Source organism: Marinagarivorans algicola, from assembly GCF_001292705.1.
Classification (GTDB): Bacteria; Pseudomonadota; Gammaproteobacteria; order Pseudomonadales; family Cellvibrionaceae; genus Marinagarivorans; species Marinagarivorans algicola.
Genome location: NZ_LGAK01000016.1, coordinates 1 through 23,586, shown reverse-complemented (window position 1 = coordinate 23,586; position 23,586 = coordinate 1). Strand labels below are relative to the sequence as shown.

The 23,586-nt window shown below is 46.7% G+C and carries 17 protein-coding genes; 6 read left to right on the top strand and 11 right to left on the bottom strand.

Features of this window, described 5'->3' with window-relative positions; genetic code table 11:
- Window positions 1–76 precede the first annotated feature (76 nt).
- Entirely contained in the window at window positions 77–1,933 is a 1,857-nt protein-coding gene (locus AC438_RS07065; protein ID WP_053980547.1) for a cation:proton antiporter, read from the top strand.
- A gap of 159 nt (window positions 1,934–2,092) precedes the next feature.
- Here AC438_RS07065 and serB read toward each other — a convergent pair whose 3' ends face one another.
- Window positions 2,093–3,346 (bottom strand): phosphoserine phosphatase SerB, encoded by a 1,254-nt coding sequence (gene serB, locus AC438_RS07060; protein WP_274377608.1) that lies wholly within the window; start codon window positions 3,344–3,346, stop codon window positions 2,093–2,095.
- A 150-nt stretch (window positions 3,347–3,496) separates the two neighbouring features.
- On the opposite strand from serB, the gene AC438_RS07055 reads away from it, so the two are divergent.
- Both AC438_RS07055 and olsF read left to right on the top strand, forming a co-directional pair.
- On the top strand, window positions 3,497–4,702 hold the full coding sequence (locus tag AC438_RS07055; RefSeq protein WP_053980546.1) for a hypothetical protein: 1,206 nt from the start codon (window positions 3,497–3,499) through the stop codon (window positions 4,700–4,702).
- A 149-nt stretch (window positions 4,703–4,851) separates the two neighbouring features.
- Window positions 4,852–6,576 (top strand): bifunctional ornithine lipid synthase OlsF, encoded by a 1,725-nt coding sequence (gene olsF / locus AC438_RS07050; RefSeq protein WP_053980613.1) that lies wholly within the window; start codon window positions 4,852–4,854, stop codon window positions 6,574–6,576.
- 51 nt (window positions 6,577–6,627) lie between these two features.
- On the opposite strand, the gene AC438_RS07045 is transcribed toward olsF, so the two are convergent.
- Complete coding sequence (locus AC438_RS07045) at window positions 6,628–8,400, bottom strand: SLC13 family permease (RefSeq protein ID WP_053980545.1); 1,773 nt, start codon at window positions 8,398–8,400, stop codon at window positions 6,628–6,630.
- A 226-nt stretch (window positions 8,401–8,626) separates the two neighbouring features.
- Here AC438_RS07045 and AC438_RS07040 point away from each other — a divergent pair, with 226 nt between their 5' ends.
- On the top strand, window positions 8,627–9,010 hold the full coding sequence (locus AC438_RS07040; RefSeq protein WP_053980544.1) for a glutaredoxin family protein: 384 nt from the start codon (window positions 8,627–8,629) through the stop codon (window positions 9,008–9,010).
- A 43-nt stretch (window positions 9,011–9,053) separates the two neighbouring features.
- Here the strand turns inward: AC438_RS07040 and AC438_RS07035 are convergent, their stop codons facing one another.
- From AC438_RS07035 to AC438_RS17415, 9 genes are all read right to left on the bottom strand, one after another.
- Window positions 9,054–9,749, bottom strand: coding sequence for a 4'-phosphopantetheinyl transferase family protein (locus tag AC438_RS07035; protein ID WP_053980543.1), 696 nt, complete (start codon window positions 9,747–9,749; stop codon window positions 9,054–9,056).
- A 335-nt stretch (window positions 9,750–10,084) separates the two neighbouring features.
- Window positions 10,085–11,164 (bottom strand): alkene reductase, encoded by a 1,080-nt coding sequence (locus AC438_RS07030; RefSeq protein ID WP_053980542.1) that lies wholly within the window; start codon window positions 11,162–11,164, stop codon window positions 10,085–10,087.
- Window positions 11,165–11,479: 315 nt separating this feature from the next.
- A complete protein-coding gene (locus tag AC438_RS07025) occupies window positions 11,480–11,926 on the bottom strand; it encodes a hypothetical protein (RefSeq protein ID WP_156312540.1) in 447 nt (148 codons plus the stop codon).
- A gap of 52 nt (window positions 11,927–11,978) precedes the next feature.
- Window positions 11,979–12,695, bottom strand: a complete 717-nt coding sequence (locus AC438_RS07020) for a hypothetical protein (protein ID WP_202904722.1) — start codon at window positions 12,693–12,695, stop codon at window positions 11,979–11,981.
- The gene (gene putA, locus AC438_RS07015) at window positions 12,692–16,000 is read right to left on the bottom strand and encodes a bifunctional proline dehydrogenase/L-glutamate gamma-semialdehyde dehydrogenase PutA (RefSeq protein WP_053980540.1); all 3,309 of its coding nucleotides are present in this window, start codon (window positions 15,998–16,000) and stop codon (window positions 12,692–12,694) included. Before putA ends, AC438_RS07020 begins: the two co-directional genes overlap by 4 nt.
- Before the next feature lie 476 nt (window positions 16,001–16,476).
- Window positions 16,477–17,247: a glycosyltransferase family 25 protein gene (locus AC438_RS07010; RefSeq protein ID WP_053980539.1), complete on the bottom strand. Its 771-nt coding sequence runs from the start codon at window positions 17,245–17,247 to the stop codon at window positions 16,477–16,479.
- A 233-nt stretch (window positions 17,248–17,480) separates the two neighbouring features.
- Window positions 17,481–17,804: a ferredoxin FdxA gene (fdxA, locus tag AC438_RS07005; RefSeq protein WP_053980538.1), complete on the bottom strand. Its 324-nt coding sequence runs from the start codon at window positions 17,802–17,804 to the stop codon at window positions 17,481–17,483.
- A 160-nt stretch (window positions 17,805–17,964) separates the two neighbouring features.
- On the bottom strand, window positions 17,965–20,655 hold the full coding sequence (gene mutS / locus AC438_RS07000) for a DNA mismatch repair protein MutS (protein ID WP_053980537.1): 2,691 nt from the start codon (window positions 20,653–20,655) through the stop codon (window positions 17,965–17,967).
- 792 nt (window positions 20,656–21,447) lie between these two features.
- Window positions 21,448–21,624, bottom strand: coding sequence for a phage integrase N-terminal SAM-like domain-containing protein (locus tag AC438_RS17415; RefSeq protein ID WP_082354014.1), 177 nt, complete (start codon window positions 21,622–21,624; stop codon window positions 21,448–21,450).
- Window positions 21,625–21,887: 263 nt separating this feature from the next.
- Between AC438_RS17415 and AC438_RS06990 the strand changes: the two genes are divergently transcribed.
- Window positions 21,888–22,580, top strand: a complete 693-nt coding sequence (locus AC438_RS06990) for an FRG domain-containing protein (RefSeq protein ID WP_053980535.1) — start codon at window positions 21,888–21,890, stop codon at window positions 22,578–22,580.
- A gap of 137 nt (window positions 22,581–22,717) precedes the next feature.
- Window positions 22,718–23,224, top strand: coding sequence for a DUF2199 domain-containing protein (locus AC438_RS06985; protein WP_053980534.1), 507 nt, complete (start codon window positions 22,718–22,720; stop codon window positions 23,222–23,224).
- Window positions 23,225–23,586 lie beyond the last annotated feature (362 nt).

Below are 23,586 nucleotides of genomic sequence, written 5' to 3'. Positions count from 1 at the left end.
ATGGGTTATTCGCTGGTTGTTAAGTGCAATTACTGGGCTAAGTAGTTAATATCGCTTTTATTTTTAGGAAGTCTTTATGTCGACACCCCTAGTGCTGGCGATGATCGCCGTGGTTGCGCTTACTTCTCAGTGGATGGCGTGGTATAGCAAAATACCCGCTATTTTATTTTTGTTGATAGCGGGTATTTTATTAGGCCCAGGGTTTGGCGTGTTAGAGCCCGATGCTATTTTTGGTGAGCTGCTCTTTCCTTTGATTTCGTTAAGTGTGGCGGTAATTTTGTTTGAGGGCAGCTTAACGCTACGCTTTGAAGAACTCAAAAAGCTAGGCACAGTTGTGCACCGGTTGGTGACTTTAGGTGCGCTAGCGAGCTGGCTGGTGGTCAGTGCGGCAGTGCATTATTTATTTGCTGCTGACTGGGGAATTAGCATTTTATTAGGTGCAATCACGGTGGTGACGGGGCCTACGGTTATTGTGCCTTTATTGCGAACAGTAAGGCCTAATGCTCAGGTAGCGGGTATTTTGCGCTGGGAAGGCATTGTGATTGACCCTATTGGTGCGCTGTTTGCGGTAGTTGTTTTTGAGTTTATTGTGACCGCGAGTGAAGGTCACGCCATTACTCATAGCTTGTGGCTGTTTTGTCGCGTTATTTTTTGGGGGTTGTTCTTAGGTGGCTTGGGTGGCTATATTTTAGGTTTGGTTTTGCGTAAGCACTTACTGCCTGAATATTTACTTAACTTGGCAACACTCACTTTTGTATTTGCCGTGTTTACGGGTTCTAATGCCTTGGCGCATGAGTCTGGGTTATTGGCGGTCACGGTAATGGGAATGTGGCTTGCTAACACTCGGGGTATTCATATTGAAGAGATTCTTAACTTTAAAGAAAACCTCACTATTGTTTTAATCAGTGGTTTGTTTATTTTATTGGCGGCGCGGATCGAACCCGAGCAAATGCTATCTCTTGGTTTACCTGTCTTACTCTTGTTGTTGGTCTTGCAGTTTGTTGCACGGCCATTGTCAGTGTTGGTGGCGACCATTAAAACACCACTGACTTGGCGCGAGCGCGCGCTATTGGCTTGGATTGCACCACGGGGCATTGTAGCCGCTGCGGTATCGGCGATTTTCGCGTTAAGATTAGAGGATGCGGGTGTTGCACAGGCCGAGTTATTAGTGCCGATTACTTTTAGTATTATTATCGGCACGGTATTGCTACAAAGCTTAACCGCGCGTGCTGTCGCTAAGGGTTTGGGGGTGGCAGAGTCTGCACCAACAGGCTACTTAATTATTGGTGCAAATAGTGTGGCGCGCACCATTGCTAAAACTTTGCGCGATTTAGATTATCGCGTACTGCTGACTGATTCGAGCTGGGATAATATCAGTGCTGCGCGGATGGAAGGGTTGGATACGTTTTATGGGAATCCGGTTTCTGAGTATGCCGATAGAAAGCTAGAGCTTGTGGGTATTGGTCGCTTATTATGTTTGTCGCCTCAGCGCGAGCTGAACGTCGTTGCGAGCATGCGCTATCGCTCGGAGTTTGGTAAAGAAGAGCTTTATACGCTAAAAAGTAGCAGTGACAGTCAATCGACTGAAAAGCATCAAATATCTGCCGATCACCGCGGGCATACGCTGTTCGATAATGATATGACCTATGGCAAGTTAGCAAGCTTGCTTAGTCGCGGTGCGGAAATACGTAAAACAAAGCTAACAGAGGAATTTGGTATTGAGCAATATTTAGCGCAAGGCGAGGGGCAGGTGACGCCTTTATTTGCGTTGACACCGAAGGGGCGTTTACATCTTTTTGTTGCCGGTGGCGACTTGAAATTAGAGCCCGGTTGGACGTTGCTAAGCTTGGTGAGCGCTGAAAAATTAGCTGAAAAATTAGCCGAAAGAGCCGCTGATAAAGCCGCTGGTGATGGTGATCCAGCTACTGTATAACCAAGGATAGGCAAGACTGCATTGCAATAAAGTTTTGCCTAAAGTATGTAAACTCAAAAGGCCAAATCAACGTGGATTGATTTGGCCTTTTTAATTTTTGTAGCATCGCTCTATGTAACAGGTGGTCTGAGCGGTGCTGGGTATTGTACTTGCTGTGCGCTAGTTATCGCTATGCGACAACCCCATCTCACGGTCTCTAAAGCCCATTAAATACAGAATAGCATCTAATCCTAGTGTTGAGATGGATTGCTTGGCGCTGGCTTTGACCAATGGTTTAGCGCGAAAGGCAATGCCTAAGCCTGCAACGCTCAGCATGGGTAGATCGTTAGCCCCATCACCCACGGCAATCACTTGCTCTAGTGAGATATTTTCTTGTTGCGCAAGCTCTTTGAGTAGCTCGGCTTTGCGTTCACCATTGACCACGGTGCCCACCACGCGACCTGTAACTTGGTGATTTTCGATTTCAAGCTCGTTCGCAAAGACATAGTCAATACCTAGCTTTTTTTGCAGGTAACGACCAAAGTAGTTAAAGCCGCCCGACAATATAGCGGTTTTATAGCCCAGTTGGTTCAGTGTTTTGAGTAAGTGTTCGGCGCCTTCGGTAATGGGTAGGTTGGCGGCAATATTTTCGAGTACGCTCTCGTCTAGACCTTTGAGCAGCGCCATGCGTTTGGCAAAGCTCTGATTAAAGTCGATCTCACCGCGCATAGCTTGCTCGGTAATAATGGCGACTTGATCGCCTACACCATGAGCTTTTGCCAGCTCATCGATTACTTCGGCTTCGATCAGAGTTGAGTCCATATCAAAGCAAACCAAACGGCGTGTGCGGCGATAGATGCTATCGGCTTGAAAGGCGATGTCGACATCTAGCCGCGAAGCCATATCGGTAAATGCTGCTCGTAGTTTGGTGGGCGAAACGGGCTCGCCACGGGCAGAGATTTCAATACAGGCCTTGGTCGGCGTACAATCAAGGGTGCTATTGGTGTTTTCTTCAAGGCTTAGGGCTACTCGTCCAGAAAGACGACTAATGTTGTCGATGTTTAGGCCCTGCTCAGCCATAATACTGGTTAGGCATGAAAGTTGCTCGGCAGTGATTTGACGTGCCAATAAAGTGACGATATGCCGTTTTTTACCGTGATGGCTTACCCACTCTGCATAGCTGTCAAGTGTGATAGGTTGAAACCCAACTTGCATTGACATGTTGTACATAGCGTAAACAATTTCTTTGACCGCTGGGGATGAGTCATGCTCGGCCGAAAATTCAACCAGTAAACCCAGTGATAAAGTATCGTGGATCACCGCTTGACCAATATCTAATACATTAGCGTGGTGGCGGGCCAAAATGGCTGTTACGGCAGAAGTAACCGCTGGGCGGTCAGCGCCAGCTATGGTAATCAAAATGAGTTCGTGCACGGCTGATTCACTACCCGAAGAAAAATAAATGGGTATTATACAGGTCATGCCCATGTCTGCCGAAAAAATCGATCAAGAGGGTATTTAAACCTCTTGATGCATCTTGAGGCCACTGTTTATGGTGGCTTATAAAGGTTAAAAAGAGCATTTATGAGAGTAAAGTTTCACGCAAGCCGTTTACCGCCGCTGTGTTGTGCAGCCTTAGGGGTACTGTTAACGCTATTATTAGTGGGTGGCTTTGCGTGGCAGCAAACCGTGCAGGGTAATCGAGTCTGGGCGCAGATGTACGGTGAGAGCTTAGCGAGTATGACCGCCAAGTCTGCCATTGACTCGACGCTCAATCATGACTTGGTGAGTTTGCAGGTCGTTTTACAAGATGTTGTTTTGAGTCCGAGGGTCGTATTTGCCACTATTCACGATGTTGAAAACAACTTATTGGTGCAGGCAGGTACTGTCCCTTCGGCGCACCAAATGAATACGGTTGATTCTTATTCAGCGGCAATTGGTTTTCAGCAGAGTGTCGCCGGTTATGTCAGTGTGCATATCGATAAGCCTAGAGCCCCAGAAACACTGTGGTGGGCCTACTGGGGCTCTATTAGTTTAGCGCTATGTGTTGCAAGCTTGGCTTTAGTTGACGCTAACGCCCGGGTATTTGAATGGCAAGACAAGCCGGTACAAACCGAGGAAAGCGGTGAACGAAGCCCAGGGCTAACAAGTGTTAAAACAGTCTCTCAAATAACACCAGCACCAGAGCTGGTAAGCCAACAGGCAAACCCGGTCAGTTTAGCGGCTGTCAATGATCCTGAAAATGGGGCCAATGCGCAGGCTTTTGTGGTTAAGGCAACAGCGCAAATTGTGCTACAAATTGTCGATTTTACAAAGCTGCAAAAAACACTCAGTGCTGACCGAGTGGGGGAGCTGAAAACCCAATGGTTAGATGTCGCGCAAATGGCTTTAAATTTATATGGTGGTCAATGGGCATCGGCGCCAACAACCTCACTGACTGATGGTGCTTTGATTGCCTTGTTTCCTAGTGCTCAATCAAAAGAAGAGGCGATCAAAACAGCTGCCTTTTTTGGGGCGGTTGTCAAAGCGGCCTTTAAGCCACCACAGCTAAGGGTGAATGTTGATGCGATTGTGGGGCTGCAGGATGAGTTTATGCACTTGTCGTCACGCCCAGCATCGAGCTTTGCGGTGTATTTCAGTAGTGATAGGCAACGCCAAGCGTTGGCAACACGTATTCATTTTGCCGCGCTCGATGGCTGTTGGTGGCAATTGGATGCCTTTAATGCGAGCTATCAGGCGTTACTCGATAAGCAAGCAACGCAGTTATCGCAAGGGGCAGTACTGGTTTAGTGGTTGCCGATTGCGTCAATTTACAGCGCTGGGCTGATTGTGAGCCAAAGAGCGTTGCTTCTAGTCTTTTGAGCCTTTTAATACGCATGTCATAGAACGGTCAAGTCTTAGGTTTAGGCTTGAGGCCATTGTTTTTATTGGGTGGCCCTATGATTGATGTAGAACAAACGCTAAGCCTTCGCTTCCCTGCTATTGCGCATCAGCCGGCGTTGGTGCGCAATAGAGCCTTTAGTGTATTAAAAAAATGGGCTTATCAAGAGGCGGTCAACAATTTTTTAATACTCAATCAAGATAAAAAAAATATCGATTTTATTGATGCTGTTTTTGACTATTTTGACTTTAGTTACAGTGTATCAGCAAAAGATAAGGCGCATATTCCAGCAGAAGGCCGCGTTGTGGTGATTGCTAATCACCCTATTGGCACGCTTGATGGCTTAGCGTTGTTACGGTTAATTAGCGAGGTGCGTAAAGATGTCAAGGTCGTCGCTAATGATCGCTTGAGTGTTATGGCGCCGCTCAATGATTTAATGATACCTATTGATAAGATGGCCAGTAGCAGTGCGTTTAATGTCTTTAAGAAGGTACGCGATGCCCTAGAGCATGAACAAGCGGTTGTTGTGTTTCCGGCGGGCGCTGTTAGCCGTGCAGGTCCTTCTGGAGTCAAAGATGGTGCGTGGCTGCCTGGCTTTTTGCATTTTGCTCGCAAGGCGCATGCGCCCATTTTACCGGTGCATATTCAGGCTAAAAATTCCTTGTTATTTTATGGCGCCTCTTTGTTTTTTAAATCTTTAGGTACCGCTTTACTACCCCGCGAGATGTTTAAACAGCAATCGCGCACTTTGCGCTTCAGTGTGGGCGAGCTCATTGCGCCGACTTCGCTATTGACTGATAAATTACGTGATAAAACGCTTGTTAAGCGTATAAAAAAACACGTGTATCAATTGGGTAAAAATAAAAAATCGCCTTTTTTGACAGTGAAAACTATTGCTCATCCAGAGCCAAGGGCTGACCTGCAAACAGAATTTAAACAAGCCGAATTACTCGGTACAACACGCGATGGCAACTGCATTTATTTAGTGGCTTATCAGCAAAGTCCTACTATTATGCGTGAAATTGGTCGGTTACGTGAAGTGGCCTTTAGGCGTGTGGGCGAAGGAACGGGCGCTAAATGTGACCTTGACCGATTCGATAAAATTTATCAGCATCTAGTTTTATGGGATCGTGAAAATTTGAAAATAGCGGGTGCTTATCGCATAGCGCCAGGTCGGACAATTATGGATAAATATGGTGTCCAAGGGTTTTATACGCAATCGCTTTATACCTTTAAGCCCGAGCTTGAACACTACCTTAAAAATGGCATTGAATTGGGTCGTAGTTTTGTAAATCCCGAGTATTGGGGTAAGGCAAGTCTAGATTATTTATGGCAGGGAATTGGCGCTTATTTAGTTAGATACCCTGCGCGCTATTTGTTTGGGCCTGTGAGCATGAGTGCGGATTACCCGCGCGAACTCATGAATATTTTAGTGTATTTTTATTTGCGCTACTACGGCTTTGATGGGGGGCGTGATTGGGTGGTTGCGCATTTACCCTATCACTTAAGCCCAGAGGCGATAGCAGTATGCGAGGCGTTATTTTTAACCCAAAATGCCGAGCAAGCTCTTGCGGTGATGCAGGCTGAATTTACAAAAAAGGGCTTCAAATTGCCTGTATTATTTAAGCAATACATGGCTATTTATGAGCCTGGCGGCTTTAGTGCATTGGCGTTTAGTGTCGATCCTGATTTTGGCGATTGCCTCGACGGCTTTTGTATGGCTGATTTAACCAAGCTTAAAGAGAATAAGCGCAAACGCTACATGAAAGACATCAGCGCATAATTGGATGATCGGAAAGGGCCCAGTAAGTAGATGCGAGTGTTAGCACAAAAATTATGATAAAGGCCAAATTGCGATGATAGTGATGAGCGATACGGCACCCACAAATATATTCATCGGTAAACCCACTTTAATAAAATCGGTGAAGCGATAATTGCCTGGTCCATATACCATGAGGTTGGTTTGATAGCCCAGCGGTGTGGCAAAGCTGGCTGAAGCAGCCATCATAATAGCAAAGATAAAAGGTTCATGATTGAGCCCTGCGCGACTGGTTAAGTCGAGGGCAATCGGCAGCATTAAAATAGCGGCGGCATTATTGGTAATCATTTCGGTTAGAAGAGACACGCAGACATAAACCAGTATTAGCATAAGTAGCGGATTATTTTGGCTAGCCTCAATAAGATGGTGAGCTAAAAAAGTGGCGACGCCAGTTTTTTGCAGCGCTGCGCCTAAGGCAAAGGATGCTGCAATGGTAATAATAACTTGAAAGTCGATACTTTTTTCGGCTTGACTGACCGAGCAGCAGCCGGTCATCAGCATCAAACCTGCGCCTACCAGCGAGGCATACAGCATACTGGTTACACCAAAACCTGCCGCAGCGACAATCACTGCAAGTATGCCCCAAGCGATGTAGGCTTTTTCGTGGCGGGGCTGTAAAGTGGCTAAATCATTAATCAGTAAAAAGTCTTTATTGTATTTTTGTCGACTGACAAAAGCAGGGCGCGACTCGAGTAATAAAGTATCACCGGCTTTTAAGCGAATGCTACTGAGATTACCCTGTAAGCGCTCACCGTTGCGTGCCACCGCTAATACAATTGCACCATAGCGATCGTGGAATTGCGCATCGCGTATAGCGTAGCCTACAGCGGCACAATGCGGCGATACCACCGCTTCTACCAAGCAGCGCTCAGAGCGATCGGTGGCGAGTGATTGGTAGGTGTCTTGTTCGAGCGATGGAATAATACCGTGAATGCGCAGCAGGTCCGATATAGCCTGAGTGTCTCCAGCAAATACTAACCGATCATTGGCTTTTAGTCGCTCCTCTGAGGGTGTGGCTGTCACAATAGTACCGCCGCGCTCGATTTCGACTAAATAAACACGCTCCAAATTACGTAAACCTGCCTGCGCGACTGTTTTGCCAACAAGTGGGCCGTTAGGGTCTATAGCGACTTCTAAGGTGAATTCACGTAAATTCCCAAACGCATTACCCGTGTTGCGACTGGGTAGCCATTTAGGGAAAAAAATTAGCATAAAAATAATGCCAGCAATGGTTACCGGTATACCGACAAGCGTAATCGAAAACAGTGAAAACCCGGCCTCACCCGTTATGGCTTGGTATTGACCGTTAACCACTAAATTGGTGCTGGTACCAATTAACGTGAGTGTGCCGCCTAAAATAGCGCTATAGCTTAGTGGAATCATTAACTTGGATGCGGGTATGCCAATTTTACGAGACCATGCATGCAGTGCAGGAATCATGGTTGCAACAACCGGGGTATTGTTTAAAAACCCACTGAGCAGAACAACTGGGGCAAAAATGCGCGCTAGAGCACTACGCTCTGTTTTAGGGTTGCCCAAGACTTTATTCACCAACAAGTCGATACCACCAGAGCCATGAATACCAGCGGCTACTACAAACATAGCGGCTACGGTTATGACGCCGCTATTGCTAAAGCCCGCTAATGCTTCGCTGCTGGTTAAAATGCCGAGTACGCCGAGCAACACTAATGCGCCCATCATAACTAAGTGCGCACCGAGAGTCGTGGTGATTAATATTGCGAGCGCGCCAAGGGTAATTGCCAATGCCGCCCAACCTTGCCATTCCATCTTATACACTCATAATGGTAAAAATGGCGGCATGGTAAGGTTTTTTGACAAGAATTCAAAAGACTTTAAAGGCCTTTGCTTATAGGTATGAGTTATATAAATGCTAGGTACAGCTGTATGGCATGTAGGTTTGAGGGTGTATTTTTATCCATTGAGGCACGAGCTGCTATAGAATATCGTACCGATAGGTAGTGCAAGTGAATTTAACAATTAAAGGGCAGGCAAAGTGACGCGTTTAAAGCAGGTTATACCATTAGTATTATTTGTAGGGATGGCTGGTGCCGTGATTGCAGGGGTGCAAAAAGGCTTATCGCAATCACGCGCCCCTTTGGTTGACCCTAACCACCCTAAAGTTGTTAATAATGAATTGCCCAGTGTTGTATTGTATAGCGCCGAGTGGTGCACTTACTGCAAAGCAGCAAGAACCTATTTTACGAGTAAAAATGTACCGTTTGTAGAGCGCGATATCGAAAAAAGCCCGCAAGCCGAGCGTGAATATCGGCGCTTGGGCGGGCAAGGCATCCCTTTAATTACTATTAATGATCACCGTATTCAAGGGTTTGATAAAACAGGTTTTAAATCGGTGTATCTGGGGGAGATTGAGCTATAGTCGCGACTTATCGCACTGATGAAACCCTCTTGAGCCAAGCCCTTTAAAGATCATTCGATAGCTCAAAGACAGGGGCTGCTGAAGATAAATGTGTGGGCTCGAGTGCAATCGCTAAAAAAATATCCTCAAAGCCTAACGGGTTAAGCCAGTGATTAAACCACAAGACATGCTGGCTTTTTGCAAGATGTAGCATTTGCGGTTGCTGAGGGCTAATTTCCAGTGCATTCATCCGTTCTAGCCCTGCGCTAATTCCTGCGCCTGTGGCTTTGAATGCGGCTTCTTTGAGTGTCCATACTTTATAAAATAAAGCGTATTGTTCGCGCCCTTCACAGCGCTGTATCGCTTGGTATTCTGCGGGGGTAAAGTAGCGCTTGGCAACACCGATGATATTGGCAGTGCGTTTTTGTACATGCTCGATATCTATGCCTATTTCGCCATCGCTGCTAATACAAAAGGCAAGATATTCCCCCGAGTGAGTCAAGTTAAAAAAAATAGGATTATCTTGTAAATATAATTTACCTTGGGGTCGCTTTAATAGCGTGAGGCTTTTAGCGGGTACATTAAGGTGCTTGGCTAGCGCTAATTTTAAACAGTAGCGCCCGTAAATAAATTCGTGTAGACGGTGGTTAGCTCTTATGTTGGCGGCGTTGTTTTTTTCTTCTATATCAAGGAGCTCTTGCGCTGTCGATAAAGGAATATTGGCCGCTAATGTAGGGATATGAAAAAGATGAATAATCATAAATGACAGCTATTAATGTTAAGTGTAAGAGCGTAACTCTGTTTTTAGTTGTTATTTAACTAAGCTACAAAACCCTATCAGCATAGGGATAATACTGCGCATTTTTTATTTATTAACTGAATAATCTTTGCTACGGGTAAGCGGCTTTACGGTAGATAATTGAATAAAAAAGAAGGGTAAGACAGCGATCTCTCTATCATTCGTAAAGCCATTGCGTTGTAGGTCTACGGGTAGCTTATTGGCCATCCATAATAGCTACAAGCCTTACTGCCAATGTTTATTGCAAAAAGACTTGTAGGGCAGGTTTGCAGTAAAGGTCAGAGGAGTCTGATAATTTAATGATTATCGAGCGTTGGGTAATCGGTATAGCCTGCCGCCGACTGCGTATAAAATGTGGCTTCGTCGGGTGTGTTGAGTGGTGCAGCAGCTTGTATGCGCGCGGGCAAATCGGGGTTGGCCAAAAAGGGCGTACCAAAAGCAACGGCATCGAGCTTGCCGGCATTCACTGCTTCAGCGGCCTCGTCGGCGTTATAACCCATATTGCCGACCAGTACACCTTTAAAGTGTTCGCGCGCTGGGGTGAGTACGTCGCCTGTTTGAGTCTGAAAAAAGTCAGCACGCATAACATGTAAATAACCTAAGTTAAAGTCATTTAAGCGTTTGGCGAGCCAAGCCGTTAGGCCTATAGGATCGCTATCGAGCATACTATTGTAGCTATTTAAAGGCGAAATACGCAGACCTACACGCTTGCTGTCCCAAACTTCGCACACAGCACTAACAACCTCTAAAAGTAAGCGGGCGCGATTTTCAAGTGAGCCACCATATTGGCCGTCACGTTTATTCGAGCCATCGCGTAAAAATTGGTCCAGTAAATAGCCATTAGCACCGTGCACCTCGACACCATCAAAACCGGCGGCTTTGGCGTTAATGGCAGCTTGTTTAAAGCCGGCAATAATGCTTGGTATTTCATCATCGCGCAGTGCACGAGGCACAACTTGCGGCAGCTTACCATCGGGGGTGTGAACTTCGTCTTCAATGGCTATTGGGCTTGGGGCAACGGGTTGTTTACCGCCATTTAATGCAGGGTGACAAGCTCTGCCGCCGTGCCAAAGCTGCAAAAATATTTTGCCACCTTTGGCGTGCACGGCATTGGTGACAAGTTTCCAGCCAGCGATTTGTGCGTCGGAATAAATACCGGGCTCTTGCCAGAATGCAGAGCAGCCTTCCATTGCCATAGTGGCTTCAGCCACAATGATGCCGGCAGAGGCACGCTGTGCATAATGTTCAGCCATAAGTGTATTAGGGATATGCTCTAAACCTGCGCGGCAGCGTGTTAGCGGAGCCATCCAAATGCGGTTTGCAATATCCATATCGCCGATAGAAAGATTGTTAAAAAGAATGTCATTAGAGCTCATATTGTGCCTTTAAATTTGCGTGCCTTAAATAAGGACTTTTTTGGTAAGGCGCTTGTTAATTAAAAAATACGTACTCGGCATGATGGGTATAATCGATACACGCCAGTGTAAAATAATTAGCAAGCCTATATTCACCGTATAAATTCAACACTCAAAGTGTGAGTGGGTTATACGCTCTTGATTTGGGTTATACGTTAAAGTTCAATAATAAAGTTCAATAATAAAGTTTAATAATAAAAAATGACGCACACAGTAATACTTCAATCGTGTTGATTCACGATACTCGTCAGGCGAGCGCAAGACTTTGATTGCTATTTAGCCTATTGGCCAAATAGGCGTGTTGCCGGTTTTATCGTATTGGGGGAAGAGTGTTATGTTATCAACAATACCATCAACGACCCAAATTGATAATTCCCGATCACTCAGTACAAAGTTTCTACCGTTCTCGCCTAAATCATCTTCGAGCTCTAGTTCTGTAAAATACCGGATCAGTTCATATTCTGTTATACCAACAATGGGCAGTCCATAAAGCGTTTGGCTTTTATCGCTGAGAGTGATGCACCCTAATATAAACTGATCATCATAAGAAAAGCTCAGTTGCACGCCTTTGTCGTACATCCATTCGATGGAGCGTTCTTCGGGTTTGTGCTTGGCGGCAATAAACGATTCAATGTGCTCGGGTTGCCCCCATAAACTTCTGACTTGGCCCATTGTCATGCCGAACCGAATAGGGCCAACCCCTATTTTTGGAAATATACCCATTCATTTATCGCACTATTGTTAACAAAAGATAAAGTATTTAGCATTGCTATTTTTACGCTTCGTCTAAGCTACCTAGCTCCAATAAGGTGGCATTGCCGCCGATCGCTGTGGTGTTTATAGATACTGTGCGCTCAGTTACAAATCGCAAAGCATAATGAGGCTGAGCAATAGTACTGAGTGTCGCGCTGCTGGTTTCGGCGACTAACTGGGTAATCAAACCGTCTTTTGCTGCCAAGCGTGTATTGAGCGTGTTAACAACGGTAGCGTCGTCACACAATAGCGCAACACCGGCAAGTGGGTTGGCCTCTATAATGGCATCCAGTGCGTTATCAGCAATATTTTGAATAACCCCTGGAGCCACAAAAGGTGCTATGGCGTCTGTGAATACTTGCCCTATTTTACCGACCGTAATCACTGGGTTACCGGTCACAAGCGCTGTAAATATTTGGCCAGCAAGACCGATAGTCGATTGTTCTGTGTCATTTCCCATAAGTGACAGGCATAAAAAGCTACCGCGGCCTAGATTAGAGAGCTCGTTAAGCTCGCCGGTTGGTCCTGGCATTATGTGTGTTTGTGCGAGTTTTTTTTGGGCGTTAGCCAGTTGCCATAACGCCATTTTTTGGGGGGCGAGTGAGAGCGATTGTGCTGCTTGGCTTAAAATCTGGGTGCGTGTATTGACGCCCAGCGCATTCCATGGCTCAAAAACAGACGCAGCTGTGTGGAGTGGGGTTGCAGGCGTTGGTTCGCTAGCTGGCATAATAGTAGTCATAGTGAGCTCCTAAGCGTTTGCTCAATAGTAAAACGGTGTAAATAATGAGGTCCGCCCGCTTTGGGCCCAGTACCCGATAAACCTTGCCCGCCAAAGGGTTGTACACCCACAACAGCCCCGACTTGGTCGCGGTTAATGTAGATATTACCTACACGCGCCCTTTTGGCAATGCGCGCGCAGGTTGTTTCGTTACGGCTATGAACACCAAGCGTAAGGCCAAAACCTGAGTGGTTAATGGTATCGATAATGCGATCCAGCTCGCGTGCCTTATAGCGAATAACATGCAAAATGGGGCCAAACTTCTCATCGCTGAGCTGCTCAATACTGTCAATTTCGATAGCGGTAGGTGCTACAAACGTGCCTTGTTGAGCGAGCTTAGGCAGCGGTGACTGAGCTATAAGCTTGCCTGTTTTTTTCATGTCTTCTATGTGTGCAAGTAGCATCGCTTGTGCTTTTGGATCGATAACAGGACCAATATCGGTACTGTGCAAATAAGGCAGGCCAACGACTTGCTCTTGCATAGCACCTTTGATCATCGGGATAATTTTATCGGCAATATCGTCTTGAATAAATAAAACCCGCAAGGCCGAGCAACGCTGACCGGCCGATGCAAACGCTGAGCGCACAGCATCGCGTACCACTTGCTCGGGCAGCGATGTAGAGTCAACCAGCATGGCATTCTGGCCACCTGTTTCTGCAATGACGGGAATGGGCGCTACGCCGCGCGCAGCCAATGTGCGGTTAATATGTTGAGCGGTACCGGTTGAGCCGGTAAAGGCTAAACCTGCAATACGGGTATCAGATGTTATTGCATGGCCCACTGTGGCGCCGTCGCCGGGTAATAAGTGAACAACATTGCTAGGCACGCCTGCGCTATGCAATAGCTCAACCGCACGCGTGGCAATTAAACTGGTTTGCTCGGCGGGTTTGGCTACAACGGTATTGCCTACCGCAAGGGCGGCGACCACTTGGCCAATAAAAATAGCCAGCGGAAAATTCCAAGGGCTAATGCAAGCAAATACGCCGCGGCCTGTGGCTTGCACTGTTTGTGTGTGGCCCATAAAGTCTTGATAGTCGGTAGGCTCGGCAAAATGGCTGCGCACTTGTTGTGCGTAGTACCGGCAAAAATCGACAGCTTCGCGCACCTCATCAATACTGTCTTGAATCGTTTTACCGGCTTCGCGGTGGCACAGCGCCATTAGTTCGGGGTAGTGAGCTTCCATTAAATCGGCCATGCGGTCTAAGCAGCCGGCGCGCTCTACGGCAGGGGTTGCTGACCATTTGGGAAATGCGGCGGCGGCAAGGTCAATCGCTTGGGTCACGTTGGCAGCCGTGGCCCAATCAACTGTGCCTACACACTGTTGGTGGTCGTAGGGGCTAAAGACCTTATGGCTTTGTGTTGTATTGTTTTGTGCTGTACGGTTTTGTTCATTGTCGCTTTGTTTTTGATTGCCCTGCTCTTGATTAGCTTGCGCTTGATGAGAGGGCTGCGTGGTGACGGCTTGGCCGCCTACAATAGGGTAAGCACGCCACAGTTTAGTTTTTTTGTTATCGAATTGCTCGTTGTGTGGCGCGTCGTTTTGCAATGGAGAGGCCGGCTCGGCAGCCATAAAGGCATCAATCTTAGCTTTAAAGGGTGTCCAGTCTGACTCGATTTCGATGTTGGGGCCAAAAGAATTTTTGCGATCATCAAATAAGTGCGTGGGTAATTTAATATGTGGATTGGCCAGCGACTTACGGCTTTCCAGAGTGGTTACAGGGTGATGCACTAGTTGCTCAATAGGGTAGCTAGCATCGATCAAGCGATGGACAAACGAGCTATTAGCGCCATTTTCGAGTAAGCGACGCACTAGGTACGGCAGTAAATCTTTATGGCTGCCCACTGGGGCATAAATACGCACACAGGTATCAGCGTTTTTAATGACATTGTCGTATAGCGCATCGCCCATGCCGTGTAAGCGTTGAAACTCAAAGGTATTATTGGTCGCGCCTAATTGCTTTGCTAAGCACTCAATAGCGGCAATCGTGTGTGCATTGTGACTGGCGAATTGCGGAAAAATATGTGCGCGTACATGCTCGCTCAATAAAAAATGTGCACAGGCTAAATATGCCACATCGGTAGATTCTTTGCGGGTATAAACAGGATAGCCTTGAATACCACGCTGCTGGCAGAGTTTAATTTCTGAGTCCCAATATGCCCCTTTTACTAAGCGCACAGGAATGCGATCGCCTTGGGTTTTGGCAAGGGCGGCAAGCCAGGCGAGTACGGGTAGTGCACGCTTCGAATACGCTTGCACCACTAGGCCAAATAACCCCCAACCACGCACTGCTTCATCGTGATAAAGCGCTTCAAATAATGCGAGTGATAACTCTAAGCGATCGGCCTCTTCGGCATCAATCGTAATGCCGACCCCCAGCTGGCGCGCCTGAATAATTAATGTTTTAACTGTTGCAAACAGCTCGGTCATGACGCGCGCTTTGCAGCCCACTTCGTAACGCGGGTGCAAGGCCGATAATTTAATCGAAATAGTGGGTAGGCTAGTACTTGTATAGCGTGTACTGGCGTTGTCTTGGCCTATCGATGTGATGGCGTCTTGGTAAGCTTTAAGGTATTTAGCGGCATCATCTAACGTGAGTGCTGCTTCGCCCAGCATATCAAAAGAGTAAGTGTAGCCCTTATCGCGATAGCTATTGCCACGCGAAAGCGCCTCTTTAATATCGCGACCCAAAACAAATTGGTGACCCATTATTTTCATGGCCTGATTCATGGCTTTCCGAATAACCGGCTCTGAAACACGGTTGACCATGCGACCTACCAAATGCCCAGCAGTGCCGTCTTTTTTCTCGCTCATGGTGACAATTTTGCCTGTCAGCAAGAGCCCCCAAGTAGAGGCATTAACAAAAAAAGACGCTGACTTTTGAGCGTGAGAGGCCCAGTCGGCAACCCGCAAGCGGTCTTTGATAAAAGCATCGGCAGTGGCTTTATCGGGCACACGCATTAACGCCTCGGCTAGGCACATTAATAAAATGCCTTCTTTGGTATCGAGGCTGTACTCAAGCAGCAGTGAATCAATCATAGAGACACTGTTGTCGTCTTTGCGGACGTTAGCAATGAGTGCTGTTGCAGCGCGGGTCGTGTTGTTTAGCTCGGTTTGTGAAGGTTTAGCTAGCGGCAGTAATTGGGTAAGCCATTGCTCTTCGTCCACGGCATACAGTGGTGAAATGAATGCCCATAGGTCTTTTGGTGCTTGCTGAATAAAACGGGGGTCAAGAACATCAATAGCGTTAAATCTGAGAGACTTCATTGTAGGGTGGACTCTATTTGGGTAGGTCTTGAAATATGTGTGGTTTATTAGGGTAAGCACTTAGGCTTTACCCGCTACAGGCAGCGCGACCTATTGAATGGGTGTTGGAATGTAAGTAAAAATAAGACACTTATATTTTTTATTGGCCATCGGTCAAGCTGCAAAACGGTGAGCAATATACTTGATCATGAATAAAGCTTCTAGCGACCTATGCGATAGTTTTTATGTTTTAAACGCAAGTGCTTAAATAGCTAGAAGGTGACTGATCAAAGGCTAAAAGATCGGTAGGGCGTTTAAGCTGAAACATGCTGATAACAGGCACTACTAATTTAAAACATGGCAATCAAAAATAATGATTGGGTATGGTGGGCTAGTAGTGCTGAGCGCCATAGGTAGCAAGGCACTAAGAGTGCTCTTATTCTTAAGTCTTTGTCGTGTTAGCCCTGTACTGAAGAGCCCTGTATTGAATAGTGCTTTTAAAGGTCGCGATTTGTGGGTTTTGAGTACGGAAAAAAATCACCTCTATGGCGTATTAAATGTAATCGGCGGTTAAGGCTCGATTTAAAGCGAAAGATTTTTTCGGTCATTTTACCGTTATAGCGGCTAATCGGATGGGCTATATTACTGGGTCTTTCGGTGTGTGCAATAAGGTAAGGCTCAACGCAATAGGTGTTAATGCCAGAGTCCCAAAAACGGTCATAATACACATCAATAGGGTGCACAATATTGGCGCCGTGAGCCAGTACTTTAGCCATGCCTTCCCTATTTAATATATACCCTTGTGTGCCGAGTACACCTTTAATAGGCCGAGTGATCTTGTGGTGTGAGCCTAGTGGTTGCACAATTTTACGGGCTCTTACTCTTAGCCCCATCAATCGAATATGGTGGTATTGGGTGGGTAGCTCAATCATTTGCCTAATATGATCGCCCAGACCAGCAATTAATGTGACGTCGTCTTCTACTATTGTGACATGTGTTAAGTTGTTGTCAAAGGCCGAGGCAATGGCGCTGTAGTGCGATAAATAGCAGCCCAGCTCGCTACCGGTTAAGTGAGTATCGCTAGATTTTGTAATTTGCCGCTTGAGCTGCGAAGAGAGTGCCTCGAGTGATGGCAATGTGGCGCGGCCATCTACAGCGGGAAACACACAGGGCTCAAGCCCTTCTTTTATTAAACCACGCTCAAGCGATACTACCTCGGGTGATTGTGGGTGCAAAGTAATAATAAAAACTGTTTGGTTTGAGTTCATGCTAAGTCGGCTGCCACTATAGTAAAGAAAGAGTACACAGAGTTTATACTCCCAAAAGCTTGCAAAAAAGGCCACCCAAGTAAACTTGAGTGGCCTTTTAAATAAGTTGTAAGCAGTGATCGCGCGGCGCAGGTCTTGTAGGTATTAACGGACGACCAAAATGTACGACCGAGTACTACTTGTTACAAATACTACTCGTTACAAATATTGCTCGCTGCAAATACTGCCAAGGCTTATCGCTCTAAGTATTGTAACTTGTTGGGTACGCCATCCCATTTGTCGGCGTCGGCAGGGGCGTCTTTTTTCTCGGTAATGTTTGGCCATACCTCTGCAAGCTCAGCATTAAGCTCTAAGAAGGCCTCTTGGTCATCGGGTAATTCATCTTCCGAAAAGATCGCATCAACCGGGCACTCTGGTTCGCACAAGGCGCAATCAATACACTCATCAGGATGAATCACCAGTGTGTTTGGTCCTTCGTAAAAACAGTCTACAGGGCATACTTCTACGCAGTCTGTATGTTTACATTTTATGCAGTTATCACCCACAACAAATGTCATTGCATCACCTCAAGTTTAGTCGGGCATATGTTGGCGCTTAGCGGGCTTGCGTTAGTCAGCAAAAACACCGCTAAAAATAGCCTAGTGCCGAGTTGGTATGGTTATAAACGCCGCATTTTAACAGGTGCGACGCTAAAAGAAAGTATAACTAGCCTGGGCCTTATACCATTTTTTTTAGTTCATAGATCAATTGTAATGCATCAAAGGGGGTTAGTGTGTTGGGGTCGCAATTATTCAGGGCATCTTCGACTAAGCTAGTGCTACCAAATAGGTCGGGTTGAGGGCCTTGCGCCTTGTGGTTGGTGCTTTTAGTGTAGGCGTTTGCAACTGCAGATGTTGGTGCTGGCGCAGGTACTGGTTCAGGCGCCGGTGTTAGGGGTTTTGCGGGCGCTGCAACTATGGGCTCGGGTTGAGCGTATACCGGTGCCGGTATGACCATGGGCTCGGGTGCGGGCTGACCCTCTAGCCTAGCCAGTTGGCACTGTGCATTATAAATAACCGGCGCAGGAATACCGGCAAGTTTGGCCACTTGTAAGCCGTAGCTTTTACTGGCAGGGCCTTCTTCAATGCTGTGTAAAAATACGATGTTATCGTTATGCTCGGTCGCGCTAAGGTGTACGTTGTGTACGCTGGGTATTTGAGCCGCTAGCGTTGTTATCTCAAAGTAATGGGTGGCAAATAAGGTAAAGGCTTGCAGCTCTTTAGCTAGGTATTCGGCGCAAGCCCAAGCCAGTGACAAACCATCGTAAGTGCTGGTGCCACGGCCCACTTCATCCATCAATACTAAGCTTTGTGCGGTTGCATTGTGCAAAATGTTGGCGGTTTCGGTCATTTCAACCATAAAGGTTGAGCGGCCACCAGCTAAGTCATCTGATGAGCCTATACGGGTAAAAATACGATCAACCAAGCTTAGTTCGCACGCTTGGGCGGGTACGTAGCTGCCTATTTGTGCGAGCAATACAATTAAGGCTGTTTGGCGCATATAGGTCGACTTACCGCCCATGTTTGGCCCAGTAATCACCAGCATGCGGCGCTCGTCATCACACATCACATTGTTAGGTACAAAGGGGGTTTCGAGCACATCTTCCACCACGGGGTGGCGACCTTTGGTAATTTTAATACCGGCGTCTTCAACAATTTGCGGGCAACATAAGTTTAAGTGCTCGGCGCGTTCGGCAAGGCCGGTTAATACATCAAGCTCGCTCACGGCAGCGGCGGCGCGTTGCAGTGCAAGCAGTTGCTCGTTACAGGTTTCGATCAGTGCTTCGTAAAGGGCTTTTTCGCGAGTGAGCGCACGACTTTTGGCCGATAGGGCCTTGTCTTCAAATTCTTTAAGCTCGGGGGTAATAAAGCGCTCGGCATTTTTGAGCGTTTGTCGGCGAATATAGTCGGCGGGGGCTTTGTCGGCTTGGGCGCTGGTCATTTCAATAAAATAACCGTGTACGCGGTTGTAGCCGACTTTAAGTGTGGGGACGCCGGTGCGCTCGCGCTCGCGAGTTTCTAGGTCGACTAAGTATTGCCCCGCGTTAGAGCTAATATTGCGCAGTTCATCCAGCTCGGCATCATACCCTTGTGCAATCACCCCGCCATCGCGAATTACGACGGGTGGGTTTTCGATAATGGCTTTTTCAAGCGTGGTGACCAGCGCCGGAAACTCATTAATTTGAGTGGCCAGACTGGTAAGGTGCGGGTTATTTATAGCGGCAAGCTGTACTTGTACCTCAGGAAAGGCCCCCAGCGAACTACATAACCGCGATAAGTCGCGTGGGCGGGCAGAGCGCAGTGCCACGCGGCCCAAAATGCGCTCCATATCACCAATGTGTTTAAGCGGCTGACGCAATTGCTCAAAGTGGTAGTGGCTAAGTAAGGCGCTAATGCCGCTTTGGCGAGCAAGAATAGTGGCTTCACAGCGCAAGGGTTTGTGCAGCCAGCGTTTAAGCAAGCGGCCGCCCATTGCAGTACAGGTGCTATTGAGTACGCCAAACAGGGTGTTTTCTTCGCCGCCATTTAAGTTAACATCCAGTTCAAGGTTGCGACGGGTGGCGCTATCCATTGTTACGGTTTGTTCGATATTCTCGACGGCTAGGCCCGATAAATGCGCAAGGTCGCTGCGCTGGGTTTCTTTTGCGTAGCCATATAGGCAGCCGGCGGCGGCAATTGCCGCATACATTTGGCCGCAGCCAAAGCCTTGTAAATCTTTGGTGCCAAAGTGCTCGCACAATACGCGGTGGCCTTGCTCGCTATCAAACTCCCACTCGGGGCGTTTGCGTAGGCCGCCTGTGGGTAAGGTGTAATCATTAAGGCTAAAAAGCTCGGGTATTAAAAGCTCGGCTGGGCGCAGTCGCTCTAGCTCGCCCATTAAGGCGGTTTCGCCAATCACTTCTAATACGCAAAACCGCCCACTGCCCATATCGAGCGTGGCAATACCAAAGTGATTATCGCTTTGGGCAACGGCCACTAATAAGTTATCACGGCCAGCATCAAGCAGTGCCTCGTCGCTGACGGTGCCAGGTGTGACCACGCGCACCACTTTACGCTCGACGGGGCCTTTGCTGGTGGCTGGGTCGCCTATTTGTTCGCAAATAGCGACCGAAATACCTTGGCGCACAAGTTTGGCGAGGTAGCCTTCGGCCGCATGAAAAGGAATGCCCGCCATAGGAATGGGCTCGCCACCGCTTTTGCCGCGTGCTGTTAGCGTAATATCCAGTACTTTAGAGGCCAACTTTGCGTCATCAAAAAATATCTCATAAAAGTCGCCCATGCGGTAAAACACAAGCTCATTGGCGTGATCGGCTTTGATACGTAGGTATTGCTGCATCATGGGGGTGTGCTGGGCGGCGGTTTTTGGCATGTGGGTGACTTCTTATTAATGCGGGTTATTCATACGGCTTATTAAAGCAGGGGGGCTCAATGTAAAAAAGGAGGGCTTTACTATTTAAGCGCGGCAATTGTATCAAAATGTACTAAGGCTGGGTGAGCGCTATCGCCATTAGGTGAGGTATTTGTATGTTGGGATGGGTGTGAGTACGAGTATTAGAAGGGGCGGTCTGCCATTCGTGCACGGCGCCATCTACACCACTCATTCAAGGCACGTGGCAAGTAACTCCCTGTAGGCTCCAGTTAACATAACAGTCGGCATCCTGCCGCCAAAGGCCTTGAATGAGTGGTGTGGCTGGTTTTTAGTGAATGGTATTAAAGTAAAGCGAGTGTCTGTTCCTGAAAGCCCATATCCCTGAAAGTCCACGCCTTGGTGTGGCGCCGCCGCGTATCGATTTCTCTGGCGCGTTCAAGCCATCCATGGTCACTCCATACGCGTTCCCGACGCATAAGGGCCCGAGAAATCAATCCCCGGCGGCTTTAAATGTGCGTGCCGGTGAGTTTGTTAAAATTAAATGGTATTAGCTTTGAGTATTTATGCTTGGAGGTTATTAAAACGAGTGCCTGTCCCTGAAAGCCTATATTCCTGAAAGTCCACGCCTTGATGTGGCGCCGCCGCGTATCGATTTCTCTGGCGCGTTCAAGCCATCCATGGGCACTCCATACGCGTTCCCGACGCATAAGGGCCTGAGACATCAATCCCCGCCGGCTTTAAATGTGCGTGCCGGTAAGCTTGTTAAAACCAAATGATATTAGCTTTGAGTATTTATGCTTGGTGGTTATTAAAACGAGTGCCTGTCCTTGCAGTTGTATTGGGGTGCTGTTTTTGATGGAACAGGATGTAACGCTTGACCCAAAAGGTATAGGTTTGGATCGTGCGTAGTGCATAGTGATGTGAAACCATATGCTTGTGGATATCATTTAGGAAGGGTGAATGAGCCATGGAGATACCTTAATTTTAACTGTTTAAGTATACAGTTTAGGGGCGATTCGGTATTTTTCTTGAAATGGCATAGATTTTTTCCGTCTATCTATGCTCTAGATTGGTGCGGCTCTGTATCAGGCTTGCCACGCGGGCTTGAGCCATGCTAGATTGGTGGAAAACTTAGATATACGGATTGAGGTCCAGAGATATATGGATTTTTTCCGTCTAATATAATGTTATGTGCTCAGGCGCTGTGTATTCTATAAATATTAAGAGAGTGTATGGATAACGAAATAAACTGCGTTTCAGATTATTTAAAAATGGCTCCAGCATTTGAATCTGAAGTGTTGCTTCTCTTTAGAGGACAGGGTGGGCACTATCCTTTATATCCTAAAATTGCACGTAGTGACCCAAAGAAGAATACAGTTGCAGTTGAAAGGGAAATGGTTGAGGAGCTATCTAGGCGACTAGCTGGTGATGCTGATTTCTCGGGTATGTCTGAATGGGACAAGTTGGCATATGCACAGCATTATGGTCTGGCTACGAGATTACTAGATTGGACTACAAACCCTTTAGTGGCTTTATGGTTTGCTTGCTCTGATTTAGATGAATCTAAAGATGGGCATGTTTATATGATCGTCACAAACAAGAATATGTTTGTAGATACCAAAAAAGACAAAACACCATTTCGTTTGAGTAAAACTAAAATCTGGAAACCGAACATAAATAATGCTCGAATTGCATCTCAGAATGCTTGGTTTACTGTACACAGATACTCTCAAAAAGATAAAGCATTTGTTCATTTGGGAGCTAATGCCGAATATTCTGATGAAATAATCGGAAAAATAGTGCCTAAAGCTAGAAAGTCGGCGCTATTGAAACAACTCGATAAACTTGGAATAAATCACGAGTTTATTTATCAGGGCGTTGAAAGTACTTGCAAGTATATCAACTGGATAAATGGAATACGGTAAATCACATAACAATTAGCTGCACGCGGACCCATATTACTACGCTCGTTTTGTGTATTCGCTGCGCTCCATTTTACACAAAACGCTCTCCGCAATATGGTCCGGTGAGCTAGGCGTTAGCAGTACTTTAGAGATCATGCATGGCAGGAATATTTAGTTTTAAATGCTCTTCGTGTGAAGAGATTCATGAAGGCTCACCCAGTTTCGGATTTAACGCACCAGATCCGTATTTGGAGCAGAGCGAAGAAGTTCAAAAAGCTGGGAAGCTTACCGAAGATCTTTGTTTCTATACAGATGAAGATGGAACTCATTATTTTGTACGTGCAGTTATAGAAATACCAATCATCGGTGTTGCCGAGCCGTTTACTTGGGGAGTATGGAGTTCGTTAAGTAAAGCAAGTTACGATAGGTACGTAGAGACTTATGACGAGCCTGATACTGAAGATTGTTATTTTGGCTTTTTATCAAACTATATACCGTGTTACGAAAACACATATGCACTAAAGCTTGATGTACAGCCTCAAGAAAACAATCAAAGACCGCAGCTCGTTCCACATGAATCCGAGCATGAGTTTGTTAATGATTTTGAAAATGGCATTAGTATATCTAGGGCGCAAGAAATCGCTGAAGAGTGCATGCACAGCTAACAAGCCGCTCAAGGCTCGGCCGTAAACGGCCTGGACCTCTGCTGCGTTGCTCGTTCTGCGTTTATTCGCTACGCTAACGCAAAACCATCAACACAGCTCCGGCCCCTTAGCGGAGCGTTACCTGTCATGAGTGCGAGCATTAAACTTGCAGGGACACTCACCCAAAAGTTTGCATAATAATCAACCAATTTCTACGCTTAAGTGAACAATTCAACCGATAGCGGTAAGGTGGTTATTATTAAAACGAGTGCCTGTCCTTGCAGTTCTGTCTATCAACATATCAGTTAAACCATTTATAGTGCCTAACAGCCCGCACAATTAACCACCAAAACAAAGGTACTCAACTTAAATAACAACTTACA